At 33.8% G+C, this 17,101-nt stretch carries 15 protein-coding genes; 6 read left to right on the top strand and 9 right to left on the bottom strand.

Going from position 1 to position 17,101, the window contains the following annotated elements:
• Positions 1 to 26: 26 nt before the first annotated feature.
• The 6 genes from HMPREF9018_RS02585 to HMPREF9018_RS02610 form a co-directional block, all read right to left on the bottom strand.
• Positions 27 to 359, bottom strand: a complete 333-nt coding sequence (locus HMPREF9018_RS02585) for a cupin domain-containing protein (RefSeq protein WP_008447553.1) — start codon at positions 357 to 359, stop codon at positions 27 to 29.
• Between the two features lie 41 nt (positions 360 to 400).
• A complete protein-coding gene (locus HMPREF9018_RS02590) occupies positions 401 to 3,661 on the bottom strand; it encodes a TonB-dependent receptor (protein ID WP_008447562.1) in 3,261 nt (1,086 codons plus the stop codon).
• Between the two features lie 184 nt (positions 3,662 to 3,845).
• Positions 3,846 to 4,643, bottom strand: coding sequence for a 16S rRNA (uracil(1498)-N(3))-methyltransferase (locus HMPREF9018_RS02595; RefSeq protein WP_008447549.1), 798 nt, complete (start codon positions 4,641 to 4,643; stop codon positions 3,846 to 3,848).
• A 20-nt stretch (positions 4,644 to 4,663) separates the two neighbouring features.
• A complete protein-coding gene (locus HMPREF9018_RS02600; RefSeq protein ID WP_039864124.1) occupies positions 4,664 to 5,218 on the bottom strand; it encodes a bifunctional nuclease domain-containing protein in 555 nt (184 codons plus the stop codon).
• Positions 5,215 to 6,480 carry an MFS transporter gene (locus HMPREF9018_RS02605; protein ID WP_008447555.1) on the bottom strand — a complete coding sequence of 422 codons (1,266 nt, stop codon included), beginning with the start codon at positions 6,478 to 6,480 and terminating at the stop codon, positions 5,215 to 5,217. Before HMPREF9018_RS02605 ends, HMPREF9018_RS02600 begins: the two co-directional genes overlap by 4 nt.
• Before the next feature lie 74 nt (positions 6,481 to 6,554).
• The gene (locus tag HMPREF9018_RS02610) at positions 6,555 to 7,154 is read right to left on the bottom strand and encodes a DUF3256 family protein (RefSeq protein WP_039864125.1); all 600 of its coding nucleotides are present in this window, start codon (positions 7,152 to 7,154) and stop codon (positions 6,555 to 6,557) included.
• Between the two features lie 176 nt (positions 7,155 to 7,330).
• Here HMPREF9018_RS02610 and HMPREF9018_RS02615 point away from each other — a divergent pair, with 176 nt between their 5' ends.
• Positions 7,331 to 7,840: a zinc ribbon domain-containing protein gene (locus HMPREF9018_RS02615; RefSeq protein WP_008447561.1), complete on the top strand. Its 510-nt coding sequence runs from the start codon at positions 7,331 to 7,333 to the stop codon at positions 7,838 to 7,840.
• A gap of 102 nt (positions 7,841 to 7,942) precedes the next feature.
• On the opposite strand, the gene tsaA is transcribed toward HMPREF9018_RS02615, so the two are convergent.
• On the bottom strand, positions 7,943 to 8,638 hold the full coding sequence (gene tsaA, locus HMPREF9018_RS02620; protein ID WP_008447547.1) for a tRNA (N6-threonylcarbamoyladenosine(37)-N6)-methyltransferase TrmO: 696 nt from the start codon (positions 8,636 to 8,638) through the stop codon (positions 7,943 to 7,945).
• A 109-nt stretch (positions 8,639 to 8,747) separates the two neighbouring features.
• Between tsaA and HMPREF9018_RS02625 the strand changes: the two genes are divergently transcribed.
• Positions 8,748 to 10,733: an OPT family oligopeptide transporter gene (locus HMPREF9018_RS02625; protein WP_008447559.1), complete on the top strand. Its 1,986-nt coding sequence runs from the start codon at positions 8,748 to 8,750 to the stop codon at positions 10,731 to 10,733.
• Positions 10,734 to 11,047: 314 nt separating this feature from the next.
• Here the strand turns inward: HMPREF9018_RS02625 and HMPREF9018_RS02630 are convergent, their stop codons facing one another.
• Both HMPREF9018_RS02630 and rd read right to left on the bottom strand, forming a co-directional pair.
• Complete coding sequence (locus tag HMPREF9018_RS02630; protein WP_008447570.1) at positions 11,048 to 12,016, bottom strand: bile acid:sodium symporter family protein; 969 nt, start codon at positions 12,014 to 12,016, stop codon at positions 11,048 to 11,050.
• Between the two features lie 174 nt (positions 12,017 to 12,190).
• Complete coding sequence (rd, locus tag HMPREF9018_RS02635) at positions 12,191 to 12,352, bottom strand: rubredoxin (protein ID WP_008447565.1); 162 nt, start codon at positions 12,350 to 12,352, stop codon at positions 12,191 to 12,193.
• Positions 12,353 to 12,710: 358 nt separating this feature from the next.
• On the opposite strand from rd, the gene HMPREF9018_RS02640 reads away from it, so the two are divergent.
• From HMPREF9018_RS02640 to HMPREF9018_RS02655, 4 genes are read left to right on the top strand one after another with little or no spacing between them, the layout of a single operon-like run.
• On the top strand, positions 12,711 to 14,429 hold the full coding sequence (locus tag HMPREF9018_RS02640; RefSeq protein WP_008447564.1) for a glutamine--tRNA ligase/YqeY domain fusion protein: 1,719 nt from the start codon (positions 12,711 to 12,713) through the stop codon (positions 14,427 to 14,429).
• A 36-nt stretch (positions 14,430 to 14,465) separates the two neighbouring features.
• The gene (locus HMPREF9018_RS02645) at positions 14,466 to 15,659 is read left to right on the top strand and encodes a tetratricopeptide repeat protein (RefSeq protein ID WP_008447551.1); all 1,194 of its coding nucleotides are present in this window, start codon (positions 14,466 to 14,468) and stop codon (positions 15,657 to 15,659) included.
• Between the two features lie 33 nt (positions 15,660 to 15,692).
• Positions 15,693 to 16,322, top strand: coding sequence for a DedA family protein (locus HMPREF9018_RS02650; RefSeq protein ID WP_008447571.1), 630 nt, complete (start codon positions 15,693 to 15,695; stop codon positions 16,320 to 16,322).
• Between the two features lie 16 nt (positions 16,323 to 16,338).
• On the top strand, positions 16,339 to 17,025 hold the full coding sequence (locus HMPREF9018_RS02655) for a sigma-70 family RNA polymerase sigma factor (RefSeq protein WP_008447560.1): 687 nt from the start codon (positions 16,339 to 16,341) through the stop codon (positions 17,023 to 17,025).
• Positions 17,026 to 17,101 lie beyond the last annotated feature (76 nt).

A 17,101-nucleotide genomic window follows, 5' to 3' on the forward strand; every position in this document is an offset into this window, starting at 1 on the left:
TTATTAAAATTGATAGATTTATTAGTCTAACCTAAATTAGGCACAATAGCATAATAAACAACATCATGATCTGTACAGTTTTCAAACCAATGCATATGACCCTCAGGGCAGTAATGTACCTGACCAACACGCGCTACCTCCGTTTTATCATCATAATGCACTGTAAGCTCTCCACTTATTATAAACATTGTTTCAAACGAGTTTATATGCTTATGCTTACCACTTGAAGCACCAGGACGTAAAGTAGAATACATTATACGCACTTTATTATCAACATAGCTGCGAATGTCAAGTTTTCCTGTTCCTCCCTTAAAGCCCTCTATATGCTCTTCTGGAATTTTATCAAAATCTATAATCATAATGTCTTCTATCAAAATTTCTTATTTAAAAATACTTTTTTTTAGAATGTATATCTTAATCCTAATTGACCACGCCATCTACTGTTATAATCAACATAATTACGGGCAACATGAGTACCATCAAACTTAAATACTCCCTTACCTTTATAGTTAAAAGGACTATAATAGCCATTAAAGTTATCGCCGTAAGTATGTCCCCAATCTTTATTTAAAAGATTTGCTACATTTATAATATCAAGACTTAGTTCTATACCATTGATATTATTACCTACTTTGAAACTAAATTTCTGAGCTATATGAAGATCAAAGTGGCTTTCAAAAGGCATATTATCTGCAAATCGTTCAAAAAATTCTCCACGATGATTTTTCATATAAGACTCGGACCCTAAATACTCTTTCATCAAAGCACGTTGCTGCTCTGGAGTAAGCATACCTGAGTATTTTGGTCCTAATACTTTAGTTATAAGTGGGTAAATATCCTTACTATTATCTACTCGAACATCGGTAGCAAACTTCATTTTATCTATTTGCTCATCTGTTGGGATAAAGAATGCATCATTACCAGTAGCATCATCTCCATTCATATCACCATACATTTCTATAGAATAAGGTGAGCCGCTACGACCTTGATAGATCATTCCTATTGTTGTTTGCCAAGCTTTCTTATAACCATACTGTAAATGATAATAAGCACTTGCTTGAACACGGTGAGGTACATTATAAGCACTAAATGTCAGCTCAGGATCATTAGGATTACGATATGTTGTATTAAAAGAAAAATTGCTTGCTGCAACAGAAGATGTTCCGCTATTAATACTCTTAGACCTCGTATAAGTATAGCTTGCCATAAGTTCTAATCCAAAGTTGAAATGCTTTTCTCCTTTTAAAGACAAACTTAAAGTATATCCCTTATTAGTATTATATAGAGCATAAACATGACTATAAGGAGTGCCTTTTGTAGTTTTTTCAAGCATAGGACGATTATCCCAAGTGTAACCAGTCTCATCTCCGAAGGTCTTACCAGTAAGGTCATAAGCCAAATCCTTATAATAAATATCATTTAATGTCTTAGAATAAATAGCCTCTGCCGTCCAATCTATATCTAATAATCTTGCATCAAAACCAAGATTAAATTTTAATGCCTGAGGCAGTTTAAACCTATCATCAAAGACATCTACTTCTTGGCTTCCTGAAGCTTTTAGCTTTTCTGCATTCGACAATTGTTTATTTGGATCAAGCACAAGTTTAACACCTTTAGGATTATTTACTGAATAAGTCGTTAGCTGAACACCTGTTTTTGCAAAATTATTACTTATCCAAACATATGGGACACGACCAGTAAACACACCTACTCCACCACGAAGAATAAAACGACGATCTTTATTTATATCCCAACGAAAACCTACTCGTGGGCTCCATAAAGGAGTACTTGATAATTTATGATTTGTACGAACTCCCCAATTATGCTTTGAAGCATAATCATTAAACCCTTGGTTTTCTTCAGGAGTATCGAAAAATAAAGGTATATCCACACGCAAGCCATACGTAATCATTAATGATGGCATTATAGCCCACTTGTCTTGTGCATAGAAACCTAATTGACCTGCAGCAAAAGGTGTTCTCCAGCGTTTATTTCCTGTAACATCTACATTAGCCTGACCATACTTATAACTACGAAAATACTTTTCCTTATCATTGAAAGTATTTGCTACATCATCTTTATAGTATTTTTCAAAGCTTTTAAAATCATCAAACTGATAGGTTCCTGTATAATCTTGAATATATAAATTAGCAAACTTATAATATTCATCATGTGTACCAAATGTAAACGTATGATTTCCCTTATATATCGTCAAATTATCTTCAAAGGTATATATATCTTGATCCAATGAATTGGCTGCAGAGGAACGCTCATTACCTATGTTTATATTACCTCCATTATCTCTCACAGAAATACTTGGGAAAAAAGATCTTACATCACGCTTATCTCGTACACGAACATATGTAGCACGCACTTCATTGCTTATTGTAGGAGCAATACGACTATGAAGCTCTGCTGTTAAAGAATTGGTTACACTCTTAAAAGGATAAGTATATAAGTTGTCATTAATAGAAGTTGCTGAACTTACATTATTAAGTCGCTTTGCAACAACATTACTCCAACGAAATGAAAACTTATTAGCCTCATTAATATTCCAATCTATCTTAGCTCCTATCTTATTACTTTTAGTATAGATATCTGGATTAGAAAAACCTCCATCATATTCCACACCTTGTTTTTTAGCCATTTCTTTTATCATATCTAAAACAGAATTGGCTCTTTCTTTATTTACTCTTGACCCTTCTTGCCCATATCCATTAAGGTTAGGATATATCTTATTGGCATGCTCATAATTAACAAAGAAGAATAACTTATTCTTTATAATAGGTCCACCAAAAGTGAAACCTGCTTGATACTCATTCTGCTTATTATACTTTGGCGCATAACCTGTTCCGTCAGAAAAAGGATAAGAGCTTCCTATAAGATATTGATTATTACCAAAGCCATATACGCTTCCATGAAAATGATTAGTACCACTCTTAGTGATGGCATTTATAGCACCACCAGTAAAACCACTCTGACGTACATCAAAAGGCGCAACATTTACTTGTATTTGCTCTATTGTTTCCATAGAAACAGGCTGACCTCCTGCCTGACCTCCATTAGATCCACTTGCAGCCAAACCAAACATATCATTATTCATCGCGCCATCTATCATAAATGTGTTATAACGGTTACTAGTACCTGCAAACGAAATAGCACCATTAGATGATGTTGTTATTTGAGGGTTTAGACGAGCCACATCAGCAATACCATGGGTGATACTGGGCATTTCTGCAATTTGCTTTGAAGAGATAGCCTGTGCTGCACCTGTCTTTGTGCCGTTAAGCCCTGCATTACCTGTTACTACTACTTCTTGAAGCTCTTTAGAATCGTCTTCCATTCTGCAAGACAAATCTTCAGTTTCCCCCAACCGTAGATTAACATTCTTAAAAATCTTAGTCTTTTGACCAATGTAAGCTATTTCCACTTTATATGGACCGCCTACACGCATACCTTCGATGGAGAATCTACCATCAATGTTTGTGACTGCTCTGTAAATAGTTCCAGATGGTTGGTGCGTAGCTGTCACTGTTGCTCCAATCACATCCTCCCCTTGAGAAGTTACCTTACCACTAATTCCTGATGTTGTTATCTGTGCCATGGTAGTACTTACCATTGCAACTAACATTACAATCAGAAAGAACAATCTTTTCTGCATAGTTTAAAAAATTAAATGAAAATTATTAAAAGTGATTTTAATTCTTTTTGCAAATTTAGTAAAACAACTTTAAAAGCCGCTTATTTTTTTGTTAAATTGTTAAGTCCTTGAATAATATTATAAATAAAATAGTATTTGTCATTTTAAAACTCTATAACAAAAAAAGTGATGTAAGACACTATTATCATACACCACCTTCTTCGTCTTTTATGTCTATAAAAATATTATTTCTTTCTCTGTTTGTTAATTGTGCCATAGTTACAGCGCTAAGACCAGCTGTTTCTGTTCGTAATCGGCTATCTCCTAAAGTAACACTTTGAAAGCCATTAGCCAAAGCCAAATCTACTTCTTCTACAGAAAAATCGCCCTCTGGCCCTATAAGTATAAGTACATCTCTTTCTAAAGCGTTACGTTTTGTTAGTAAAGAAAATAAATCTTTCTTTTTTATCTCCTCATAACAATGACATATAAACTTATTAATAGAAGGCTTTTTATTAGAATATGTAGTAGCTGAAACTTTACGTATAAAGTCGCCAAACGAGGTCATTTCATTAACTATAGGTTTCCACCCCTTACGGCTCTGCTTCATAGCTGATATTATAATCTTTTCTATTCTATCAATACGTAACTGTTTGCGCTCAGAAAATCTACAGCTTAAAAATGTAATCTCATCTATCCCTATTTCTGTAACTTTTTCAGCTAACCATTCTATACGCCCAATATCCTTAGTAGGAGCTATGGCTAAATGAATATGCCCTCGCCAGTTTTTTTTCTGATAAAGGGCTTCTTTTATTGTATAAAAACAATGTTTAGCAGAAGTCATTGTCACTTGTGCCCGATAGAAATATCCTGCTCCGTCCATGAGGAAAAGCTCATCTCCCTGCTTCATACGTAAAACCCTAACAGCGTGAACCATCTCTTCTGCTGGCAGCTCCGTAGAATTTTTAACGTCGGGAACATAGAAAAATCTTACTTCTTTCATTTATTGTCTACAGATATTTGTTATGCCTTATCTTTACTCGTACGCTTATTTAGCTCATCTCTAATGAGTGAAGCTAACTCGTAATCTTCTAAAGCTATAGCCCTTTTAAGAGCACTGTTAAGCATATCACTATTTAGCGCATTTATAGGCAATGCTACGCGTTCTTTATTTATATTAATAGCACAGCTTTGCTGATTGAACAATTTCTCTTCAATATATATTTCAAGTTTAGCCACTAAAGCTAAAAGAACAGCATCAGAAGCACGTATGGAAGTATAGCTCAAATCATCTTTACTAATCAAATATACTTTATATTCACCATCTACAATTCCATTTATCAAAACCTCATAATGCTCATAACTCATCATAGGATTAAGAGTACACAACACTTCAGGTAACCAATTAGTAGTATTCACTTTTCCTGCTAAACGCATAGACAATTCATGCTCAACATTATCGTTGCACACAATAGCTATATGCCTATTCTTTTCCATATTCTCTAATATAATAAGGTAAAGATTACTGGAATCGACTAACTGGGTCAGACCTGAATATCTAAGTGGTATCTTATTCATTGAGCTTTCTTTGGACGAAAAATAATAGCAAATGATACACCTACTATAAGAGCATAACCAGCAAAAATAAACCAACATGCAGGCCAATCTCCCACTGTTATAGTGTTATCACCTATAGGCATAGCATGCGTATAAGCATTAATGACAGCCTGAGCAACGAGAGTTCCTATGGTCGCCCCTATACCATTTGTCATTAACATAAATAAGCCTTGTGCCGATGAGCGTAGTGAAGATTCTGTATAATGATCGACAAATAAAGAACCTGAAATATTAAAAAAGTCGAAAGCTACACCATAAATTATCATTGATAAGATAAATAACAAGACACCGGGAAAACCTGGATTACCCAAACCAAACAACCCAAAACGTAATACCCATGCAAACATAGCTATAAGCATTACATTCTTTATACCATAATGCTTCATAAAGAATGGTATTAGCAAAATACAACAAGTTTCACTTACTTGTGAAAGGCTTATTAATATATTAGCATGCTGCACACCAAATGCTTGAGCATACTGTGGCTCGGCACCAAAACTAAATAAAAAAGGATTAGCAAAACTATTAGTTATCTGTAAACTAACACCTAATAACATCGAAAAAATAAAGAATATAGCCATTTTCTTTTCCTTAAACAAGGAAAAAGCACGAAGACCAAAAGCATCTATAAAACTTTTCTTATCTACATCCTTAGAAACCTTACAAGCTGGTAAAGTAAATGTATAAAAGAACAATATTATACTTACAACACCAGAAGTAACAAACTGGTTTTGATTACTTTGAAAACCTAATATATCTACTAACCACATTGTCAAAATAAAACCTATTGTCCCAAACACACGTATAGAAGGGAAAGCTTTAACTGTATCCATACCTGCATCGCTTAAAGCAGAATAAGCCACAGAATTAGACAATGCTAATGTAGGCATATAAAAAGATACTGACAAAGAATATAAACTAAAGATTATAGAAAACTCTGCGCGAACGCCGGCACTCAAGCCATAAGCGGCGGTACAAAACATAAACAAGCCTGCCAAGAAATGACAAATACCTAACAATCGTTGAGCCTGAACCCATCTATCAGCAATGATACCCATAATAGCAGGCATAAAAATAGATACTACCCCCTGCATAGAATAAAACCAACCTATATCACGACTGATACCAAGGTTACCAAGATACCTACCCATAGAGGTTAGATAAGCTCCCCACACTGCGAACTCTAAAAAGTTCATCAACGCTAAACGCACTTTCAAACTCATTTTTCTATATGTTATTTATGATTTAATAAAAGTGATAGAATCATTATAAAACTTGTTTCGTTACAATAAAAACATTATTTAAACCCATTATCTTGCCAATGCAATACCCTAGTTTTAATTATGGGCTTAACACGCTCATAGTCCTTCTTTCCTAAAAGAGGGAAAGAATAATCCACTATTAGATCATTCTTTTTCTCCAATAAGGTGAAAACAACAAAATAAGGCGATAATAAACTTTTCAGCTCATTGTAAGTAGACTCTTGCATTGTGTCAGGCTTCTCTGTATGCAAAGTTAAGTCTATTTTGCTATATTTTTGTATACACCAATCTGTAGAATATATATTAAGCTCACTATCAGAAGTGGGATAATTCCACGATTTTACTACTGCTATAGTGTTAGCATTTATTTTCTTTATTTGAAGATAAGTTTTATTATTCAATCTTACTTTCAAATAATTATCTGTCATTCTTTCTATTCTTGTGGTGTCGCCTAATAAGTTTTTTACAGGGGCATAAGGCTTTTTCTTCACACCATCTATAAGGTCTGTACGTAAACTCTTATTAAGATAAGGTATTAGCCCTTTTGGCATATTAATCCAAATATCGCGCATAGATTGAGCTGAAACACAGCTACAACCCATATAAAACATAATAACTACAAATAATAATTTCATCAAAATAATAAGAATATTTTGTATCCAACCATTCTTTTAATAACCTTTCATCTCCTATAGAGCTTTAAGGCTATAACTATAAAATCTGCACAAAGATACAAAAAAACTGGTATTTACTTTGCCTTTTCTATATTTTCCTTTACTTTTGCCAATAGAAAATAACGAAAGATACAAATATGAAATGTCCAGAATGTAATACAGAGATAAATGATAAAGAGCAATATTGTCCTAACTGTGGAGCTCCAATACCACATTCGGACAGCTACAAAGATGATAACCCACAGCTAGGTAAAGGCTTGGTTATCTTCATAGTAATAGGAACTATTTTTCTTATTGTATTTGGTGTATTATATTATAACAATCATAAAAACGATCCAGAATACACACAAACAGCTATTGAGCCAGACTCTAACTTAGCAGAAAGCCATAATAGCAACCTTTCTACTGAACAAAAAGATACTACAACGCAAGATTCCAACGAAACAAAGGAGGAGGACGTTGCTGCTGAGAAAGTATTTAATAGTATTAGAAAGCAAACCATACCTCGACATATCAAAGAGGAAACTGAAGAAAATAGCACTCACAATAGTGAAACAGATGATAAAACTCCTTCTACTGAAGAAAAAGAAGAGCCTAACAATATCAAGTCTACATCTAAAACAAATACAGAATCTATGACAGAATAAGTTAATGAGATTATAAGTCCTATATATATAATAAGGTGTAACACAAATACTCTTATCTTTTTATATGCCATTTTTTTAAAATAATGGCATATATTTTTTTTGTTATTTTCTTTTTATTGTTTCTACAACATCACATACTGTGAGTACTCCATTTGAAACCTTAAATCTAATATCTTTACCATCAAAAGACATACCATATACACGATTATCATCATGATGATATTGTGGACGAGGGTCCTGCTTTAATATCTCCTTCAACATTTCCATTTTTTTATTATCAAACTTCATACCCCACTCTTTATCTATATCCACTCTCAATATATTCCATTTATTTTCATCTGTAAACCCGCCACGAGCTTCTATATGGCTATCTACATACGATAGATAAGGTTTTATATCATATATAGGAGTACCATTCATTAAATCTGCACCTCTAACATCTATACTACTCTCCTTCACTTCTACTATCTTTACCGAAGACAACCCTAAGCCATTGGGGCGAAATGGAGATCTAGAAGCAAACACACCTACACGCTCGTTACCTCCAAGACGTGGTGGACGAACTGTAAGTTTAACACTTTCTTTAATAACTTTCTTTACCGGTTTGTTAGCTGAAAAACCCCAAATAAGCCAGAGATAATCAAATTTCTCTATCCCGCGAATAGCCTCTTTTTTATTATAAGGTGGTAACAACTCTATCGTTCCCATAATATTTTCCACAATACCACTCTGACGAGGAATACCAAACTTTGATGTCAGCGGAGAGTGAAAAACTGCAATAGGTTTTATTTCTTTCATGATTGCAAAGATAATATTTTACTTTTAATTGTTAGCTATTACTATCTTTTTTATCTATCTTTGTAGCCAATAGTAATAAAACAGGCAATTATAAATAAAAATCCAATCAATGGCGAATCAAGAAAAAACAAACATTGAGTTACCTGAAAACGCTTTTCATGAACTCAAAAAAGGAGAAGAGTATGAACCTATTATGAAAAAAAATCAAAACTATCCCGAGGTTAGCACATGGTCTATAACATGGGGTATAGTTATGACAGTACTTTTTTCTGCCGCAGCCGCTTATTTAGGACTAAAAGTAGGGCAGGTTTTTGAAACCGCTATCCCTATTGCTATTATAGCTATAGGGCTCTCTTCTGCCACCAAACGTAAAAATTCATTAGGCGAAAACGTTATTATTCAGAGTATTGGAGCTTGTTCCGGAGCTGTTGTTGCAGGCGGAATTTTTGTAATGCCTGCCATTTATATGCTCAACCTTGAAGCTGATTTCTTTAAAATATTCATTGCTGCGGCATTAGGAGGGGTATTAGGAATTCTTTTTCTTATTCCTTTCCGCAAATATTTTGTTAAAGAGCAGCATGGTAAATATCCTTTTCCAGAGGCAACAGCTACAACGCAAGTATTAGTAAGTGGTGAAAAAGGAGGAAGCCAAGCAAAACCTTTATTACTTGCAGGATTAGTTGGAGGGTTATACGACTTTATAATATCTACCTTTGGTTGGTGGAACGAAACAGTAACAACTCGTATTATAGGTCTTGGGGAAACTATTGCAGATAAAGCAAAATTGGTACTTAAAGTAAACACAGGTGCTGCCATCTTAGGTTTAGGATATATCATTGGTTTGAAATATGCCTTTATCATTTGCTGTGGCTCCCTAACTATATGGTGGGTAGTAGTGCCTGGTATGAACATCTTCTTTCACGATAGTGTACTTAATATGTGGGATCATAACATAACGCAAACCATCGGGCAAATGACTCCTGAACTTATCTTTAAGAGCTATGCACGCTCTATAGGTATAGGCGGAATAGCTATGAGCGGTATTATAGGTATAATCAAATCGTGGAAAATTATAAAAAGTGCAGTAGGATTAGCTGCTCGAGAAATAAAAGGAAAAGGTGCTGGTAATGCAGAAATAATTCGTACACAGAGAGATATTTCTTTTAAAATAATTGCATTTGGTAGTATTGGCACACTTATCATTACCTTTCTGTTTTTCTATTTCGGTGTAATGAATTTTAATATATTACATGCCATAGTTGCCATTATTCTCGTCACTATCATTGCTTTCTTGTTCACTACCGTGGCAGCTAATGCTATCGCTATAGTAGGCTCAAACCCTGTTTCAGGAATGACTCTCATGACTCTAATTCTTGCTTCCGTGATAATGGTTGCAGTTGGCTTAACAGGTAAAGAAGGTATGTTAGCAGCTTTGTTAATGGGAGGTGTAGTGTGTACAGCTCTTTCTATGGCAGGCTCGTTTATTACAGACCTCAAAATAGGCTATTGGATAGGTACAACACCCAAAAAACAAGAAACATGGAAATTTTTAGGAACCATAATTTCTGCAGCTACTGTAGCTGGAGTAATGATGGTTTTAGATAAAACTTATGGATTTAATACCGGTAAACTTGCTGCGCCACAAGCTAACGCTATGGCTGCTGTGATAAAACCACTTATGAGCGGGCAGGGAGCACCATGGATACTATATGGTATTGGAGCTATTATAGCACTTGTTTTAGACCGCTGCAAAATACCTGCATTAGCCTTTTCTTTAGGTATGTTCATTCCTTTAGAACTAAACATACCACTACTTATTGGAGGGACTATAAATTGGTTTGTAACTTCTCGCTCAAAAGATAAAGCTATAAACACTGCTCGAAACGAAAAGGGTACACTTATAGCATCAGGATTTATTGCAGGAGGAGCATTAATGGGAGTTGTGTCTGCACTTATCAAGTTTGGAGGTATTGAGTTCGATTATGAAAACTGGTGGAACAACCACCTTTCAGAGCTTTGCTCTATCATTGCATATATAGCTCTGATTAGCTATTTCATTATAGCTACAAAGAAAAAAGAAAAAAAACAAAATTAAAACAACTATAAGCCTCTACCCTATCTATAAAGCATCATCTTTCTCAGCTTTTAAAAGTGTCTTTTGTAAAGAGAAAGATGATGCTTTGCTTTTAAAAATAATCTATTTTTAGTGTATTTTTAATTTATTTTTATTATAAAAATAAATTATTTTTAGTTTTAATAAGCGATTAATTAAAGCTAAACAAAACATCTTATACCTATATAGATATAATATTTTTCTCTCTTACGCATCTTCTTCTAATATACATTCAGCTGTTTATCACATTAATATATAACCATTACTTTTAGTAAAACATAATAGCTCTATTTTTTTTACTTTGACTTATGCCTTTTATCATACTTCCAAAGTTGCAAACTATTAATAATATTTTGCCACAAAATATAACAACCGGGACCAACCGAAGATAATGGATTAAGATAAGAACTTGCTATCCAAATGGCAAAAGTAGTATTCTTTTGCCCTGCAGCCTGTCCTGCCTCAACCTTTCTATCAAAGTGTTTACCTATAAATCTTCCAATACTAAACTGGAAGATACAAACAACAAGAGATGATAAAGCTATTAATAAAAGCCAAAACTTAGAAATATCAGCACTTATAATACTGCGCATCGTTATCCCTGATACCGTCATTAAAACTACACACCACAGATAAAAAGCTAAATTTCTTTGCGAAAGAATCCAGATATAAAGCCATCTAAGAAAACAGCTATGCTTAGTAATATAGCCTAACAACATAGGCACAACAAGCACTATACTTACCTTATAACAAATAGAAAAGAAAGCTGTCCAAAAAGCTATATGCGTAGAAGGCTCAAGTAAAGGAAAAGAAAAAGGAATAAAGACAGCACTTAAAAAATTAGAAACAAAAGTAAAAGTAGTCATTTCCTCTAAATTCCCTCCCAACTTACTTGTTACTACTGCTGCTGCTGTTGCACATGGACATATAATACAGATAAAAACAGATTCTATCAAAACAAACAATGCTCCTTTTATGTTAAGAAGGTAGATTAATCCTAAAAGTAAAACCATAAAAGCTATTTGAGCAAGGATAACATTTACATGCCACAAAGTAAACTTCAATTTACGATAATCTACCTTACAAAAAGTAACATACAAAACAAGAAACATAAGTATAGGCATAGACATTTGCACTATTGGTTCAAATATCAAACCTACATTTGTTAAAATAGGAATATAAGCAAAAAGCACATAAACAACAATACCTACTGTTATGGCTATAGGTAATGAGCAAGACCTTAAAAACATCAAAAACTTATCCATATCTCTTATAAATACAATTATACAAAAGTACAAAGAAAGAGATTAAAATAACATTATATTAACAAAAATCCTATTTGCTCAAAGAGAAACTATTGTAAATCATTTTTATTATAAAAAGGCTATTCACTAAAATAAGTAAACAGCCTTTCAATTTCTAAACATGTATAGGAATTTTTATTCCACTACAACAAATACTTCTTTGCCTAAACCACAAATAGGACAAACCCAATCTTCTGGAATATCCTCAAAAGGTGTTCCTGGAGCAATTCCGCCATCTGGATCACCTACTTCTGGATCATAAACATAACCACATGGTTCGCATTCATACTTTTTCATAATGTTCTTTTTTTTATTATACATAATGTTTACAATACAAAGATATACTTAAAACTACAATCTAACAAAAGAACAGATGTTTTTTTACAATAAATCTTTATCACTTACCTTTAGTCCTACCAAACTTTTCCTTTTTAAAAAAGGCTAATACCTTTACTTCGGGTAACAAATTGGAATACTTTTCTATAAAAAAACACACACATATATACTGCCTCGTAACAGATGCTTAATCACCTACTATTTAGTATGTATTATCTTAATAATCACCTAATTGCGCTAAAACTATCGATTTTATGCAAATATTAGAACGATTTTAATTAACTTTGCATCATAAAGAAATAAAGACCGAATTAATAAAATGACAACAACTGAAAGTAATACTAATGAGGAGAAGCGTACACTAAGCTTTGTAGAACAGCTCGTAGAAGAAGATTTGGCAAAAGGGAAAAATGGAGGACGAATACAAACACGTTTTCCTCCAGAGCCAAATGGTTATCTGCATATAGGACATGCAAAAGCTATTTGCATGGACTTTGGTGTAGCTGAACACTATAATGGAGTTTGTAACCTCCGCTTTGATGACACTAACCCAAGCAAAGAAAACAATGAATATGTAGAAAACATATTAAACGACATCAGATGGTTAGGATTTAAATGGGGTAATATTTACTATGCTTCCGACTATTTTGAGAAGTTATGGGATTTTGCTATATGGATGATAAAAAAAGGATTAGCTTATATAGATGAACAAGGCGCAGAGGAAATAGCTAAACAAAAAGGTACACCTACCACTGCTGGTATAGCTTCGCCTTATCGTGATCGTCCTATAGAAGAAAGTCTTGCTCTATTTGAAAAAATGAATACGCCTGAAGCTATTGAGGGTAGTATGGTGTTACGTGCAAAACTTGACATGTCGAATCCTAATATGCATTTTCGCGATCCTATTATTTATCGTATTATTCATATACCACACCACAGAACAGGAACTAAATGGAATGCTTACCCTATGTATGACTTTGCACATGGACAAAGCGATTACTTTGAAGGCGTAACTCACTCTATTTGTACGCTTGAATTTGTTCCTCATCGTCCATTATACGACAAATTTATAGATTTCTTAAAGGAAAAAGATGGAACAGATAAGCCTTTAGACGATAACCGCCCACGACAAATAGAGTTTAATCGTCTTAACCTTACATACACTGTAATGTCTAAACGTAAGCTACATCAGCTTGTTGACGAGCATTTTGTAAACGGCTGGGACGATCCTCGCATGCCTACTATATGCGGAATGCGACGTAGAGGATATTCTCCTGAAAGTATTAGACACTTTATCGACTCAATAGGCTATACAAAATTTGATGCCCTAAATGATGTAGCGTTACTTGAAGCATCTGTCAGAGAAGATCTTAATAAACGTGCTACACGTGTAAGTGCTGTAATAAACCCTATCAAATTAGTTATTACCAACTATCCTGAAGGACAGACTGAAGAAATGGAAGCTATTGACAATCCTGAAGACAATAATAGTACAAAGCATACCATTACTTTCTCAAAGAATTTATGGATTGAGCGAGATGACTTTATGGAAGATGCGCCAAAAAAATTCTTTAGAATGGCACCAGGTAAAGAAGTCAGACTGAAAAATGCTTATATAGTAACATGTACAGGATGCACAAAGGACGCAGATGGTAATATTATAGAGGTACAAGCAGAATACGACCCAAATAGCAAAAGTGGCATGGAAGGGGCTAACAGAAAAGTGAAAGGTACACTACATTGGGTAAGTGCTGATCATTGCTTGAAAGCAGAAGTAAGACAATACGACCGATTATTTAGTGTAGAGAATCCTTCAGCAGATGAACGCGACTTTCGTGAACTAATAAACCCAGAAAGCCTCAAGATTAATAATAATTGCTATGTAGAAGAATATCTTGCAGAAAAGAAACCTGGCGATTATTTACAATTTCAACGAATAGGTTACTTTATGCTTGATACTGACAGCTCTCATAACCACTTAGTATTCAACAAAACCGTAGGTTTAAAAGACAATTGGGCTAAAAAAGCTAACAAATAAATAACAACTTATACTTAACACAAAGAAATAAACATATTGGACAAATACTATCAAACAGCTAAATTTAAGGCAATTCTAAACACTTACAATGAATTGCTAAAGGGTAATAACAGTGGGACTCTTGATGCAGAAGACCTTACTGATATTTGCGAATATTATCATTACAAAGGAATGGTAAAAGAAATGATGTATACCCTAAATTATGCTATTAATATATTCCCGGGGGCAGTAGCACCTCTTGCTCTAAAAGCAAGGATAGAGCTTTTTAATAATAACGACATTAAAGCAGCCCTAACCTTAGCTGAAGAAATAGAAGATACTAATGACATAGAGTATATATACCTTATGGCAGAGATTTTGCTTTCACAAGATAAAGTAAATGAGGCTAACAGTTTTATAGAAGATAGGTATAACAACATTTTCGAACAACAAGAAAAAGATGAATACGCTATAGACATAGCAAACTTCTTTCTTGACTATTCAATGCCTTTATTAGCCAAAGCTTGGTTATCAAAAACAAATCAAAAAGACACAAAAGACTTTCATGAAGCAAGTGCTAGGCTATTAAAAGAAGAAGGTAAATACGAGGAAAGTGAAACTATTTATAATCACTTACTTGACAACAACCCTTACTCTATTGAGTATTGGAACGAACTTTCACAGAACCAAATCCTTCATAAAGATTATAATGGCGCAGTAAATTCCTGCGAATATGCTATTGCTATTAATCCTGAAGATGAAGACGCCATACTCAATAAAGCAACCGCATTATTTGCTTTAAACAATTATGATGATGCTCTAAAGTGCTATTACCGATACAAAGAAATTGTCTCCTTTGGAGATACCAGCTCTGTGGATATAACAATTGGACATATTCTTCTCTATCAAGGAAAAGAAAAGGAAGCTAAAAATTATTTTGAGCATGCCTACAGGGTATCAGAAGATAAGCCTAACACTATGATACACATTGCTATATCGTCGTTTGAAAATGGCTATACTAATTATGCATATAACACTTTAAAGGCTGTTATTGGCAATTGTGAAGAAAGGTGGAAAACAGGTTATGCCTATTTAGCACGATGCTGTTATGAATTAAAGTTAGAAGACGAGTTTAAAAAATATCTTGCCGTTGCTATAAAACGTAATCCTGATGAAAGCGTAGATCTTTTAGCTGATCTCTTCCCTGATGGAACTGATCCAAACAACTACCCTACCACACCTCTCTTATAATCTATCAAACAAAAAATAAATCTAAGAACTATTATGGGATTTATATCTTCGCTACTTTCTCAACTTAATTATGGATATATCTTTTTATTAATGTTATTAGAAAGTACTGTCATACCTGTACCATCTGAATTAGTAGTAGCTCCTGCTGCCTACCACGCAGCTAATGGCAATCTTAATGTATGGTTAGTTATTCTCTTTTCAACCTTAGGGGCAGCCATAGGGGCAAGTATCAACTACCTTGCAGGATACTACCTTGGACGACCCATTATCTATAAATTTGCTAATAGCAAGTGGGGACGTGCTTGCCTTCTAACTCAAAATAAAGTAGAAAAAAGTGAGAAATATTTTGATACTCATGGTATGGTAGCCACTATTACAGGACGCCTCGTACCCGGAATCAGACATCTAATTTCTATTCCTGCAGGACTTGCTAAGATGTCATATTGGAAATTTTTATTATATACCATCATCGGAGCGGCTATTTGGCATAGCATCTTAGCTGCTTTAGGCTATTATATGCACAGCTTTGTTCCAGAAAACCAACTAAATAACAAAATAGAAGAATATGGCGAATATATCAAAATAGTCATCTTAATATTAGTAATAGCGGCATTATTATATATTACTATAAAATGGTATATAAAGCATCGCAAATCAAAATAATACTTTAAACATAAAAATGGCTGTAAATGAAAAATATATAGGAGACATTATAGGTGAAAATCTCCTATCAGACGAAGAAGAAGTTCAACTATCAAATCGCATAAAGATAGGTGATGCTAAGGCTTTAGAAAAACTAACTAAAGCTAATCTTACTTTTGTAGTATCCATTGCACACCAATACAAAGAACAAGGTTTAGATGAAGACGACTTAATTAGTGAAGGGAATATAGGAATGATGTATGCTGCACAAAAATTTGATGGATCTAAAGGAATACGTTTTGTCAAATTTGCTGCGCCATATATCCGCAAAGCAATTGAGAAATCTATAAAGGAGCAAACCACATTATATAAAGTACCTAAAAAAGAAAATAAACTTTTTGAAAAAAAACGTGCAAAACCTGTTTCCTTAGACCAGCCAATACCTGTAGGAAGTAATAATAAACTTACTTTACAAAACCTTATTCCAAATAATAACAACAAAGACACAGACGACAGCGTAAATAGCAATATACTAAATACGATATTAATGCAAAGTATAAATTGCTTAAACGAACGTGAAAAAGCTGTAATAACACAATTGTATGGAATAAATGGTACGTCATTAACAATGGCAGAAGTAGCCACCTCTTTAGGCTTAAAACGTGAACGTGTTAGACAAATTCGCAACACAGCTCTACGAAAACTATATCGTAAAATGCGATAACTAAAAAATAGATAATTCTACACTTTACTATTACACGTCATATAAAACTTTCTTTATAACATATATATATTACATA

The organism is Prevotella amnii CRIS 21A-A (genome assembly GCF_000177355.1).
Classification (GTDB): Bacteria; Bacteroidota; Bacteroidia; order Bacteroidales; family Bacteroidaceae; genus Prevotella; species Prevotella amnii.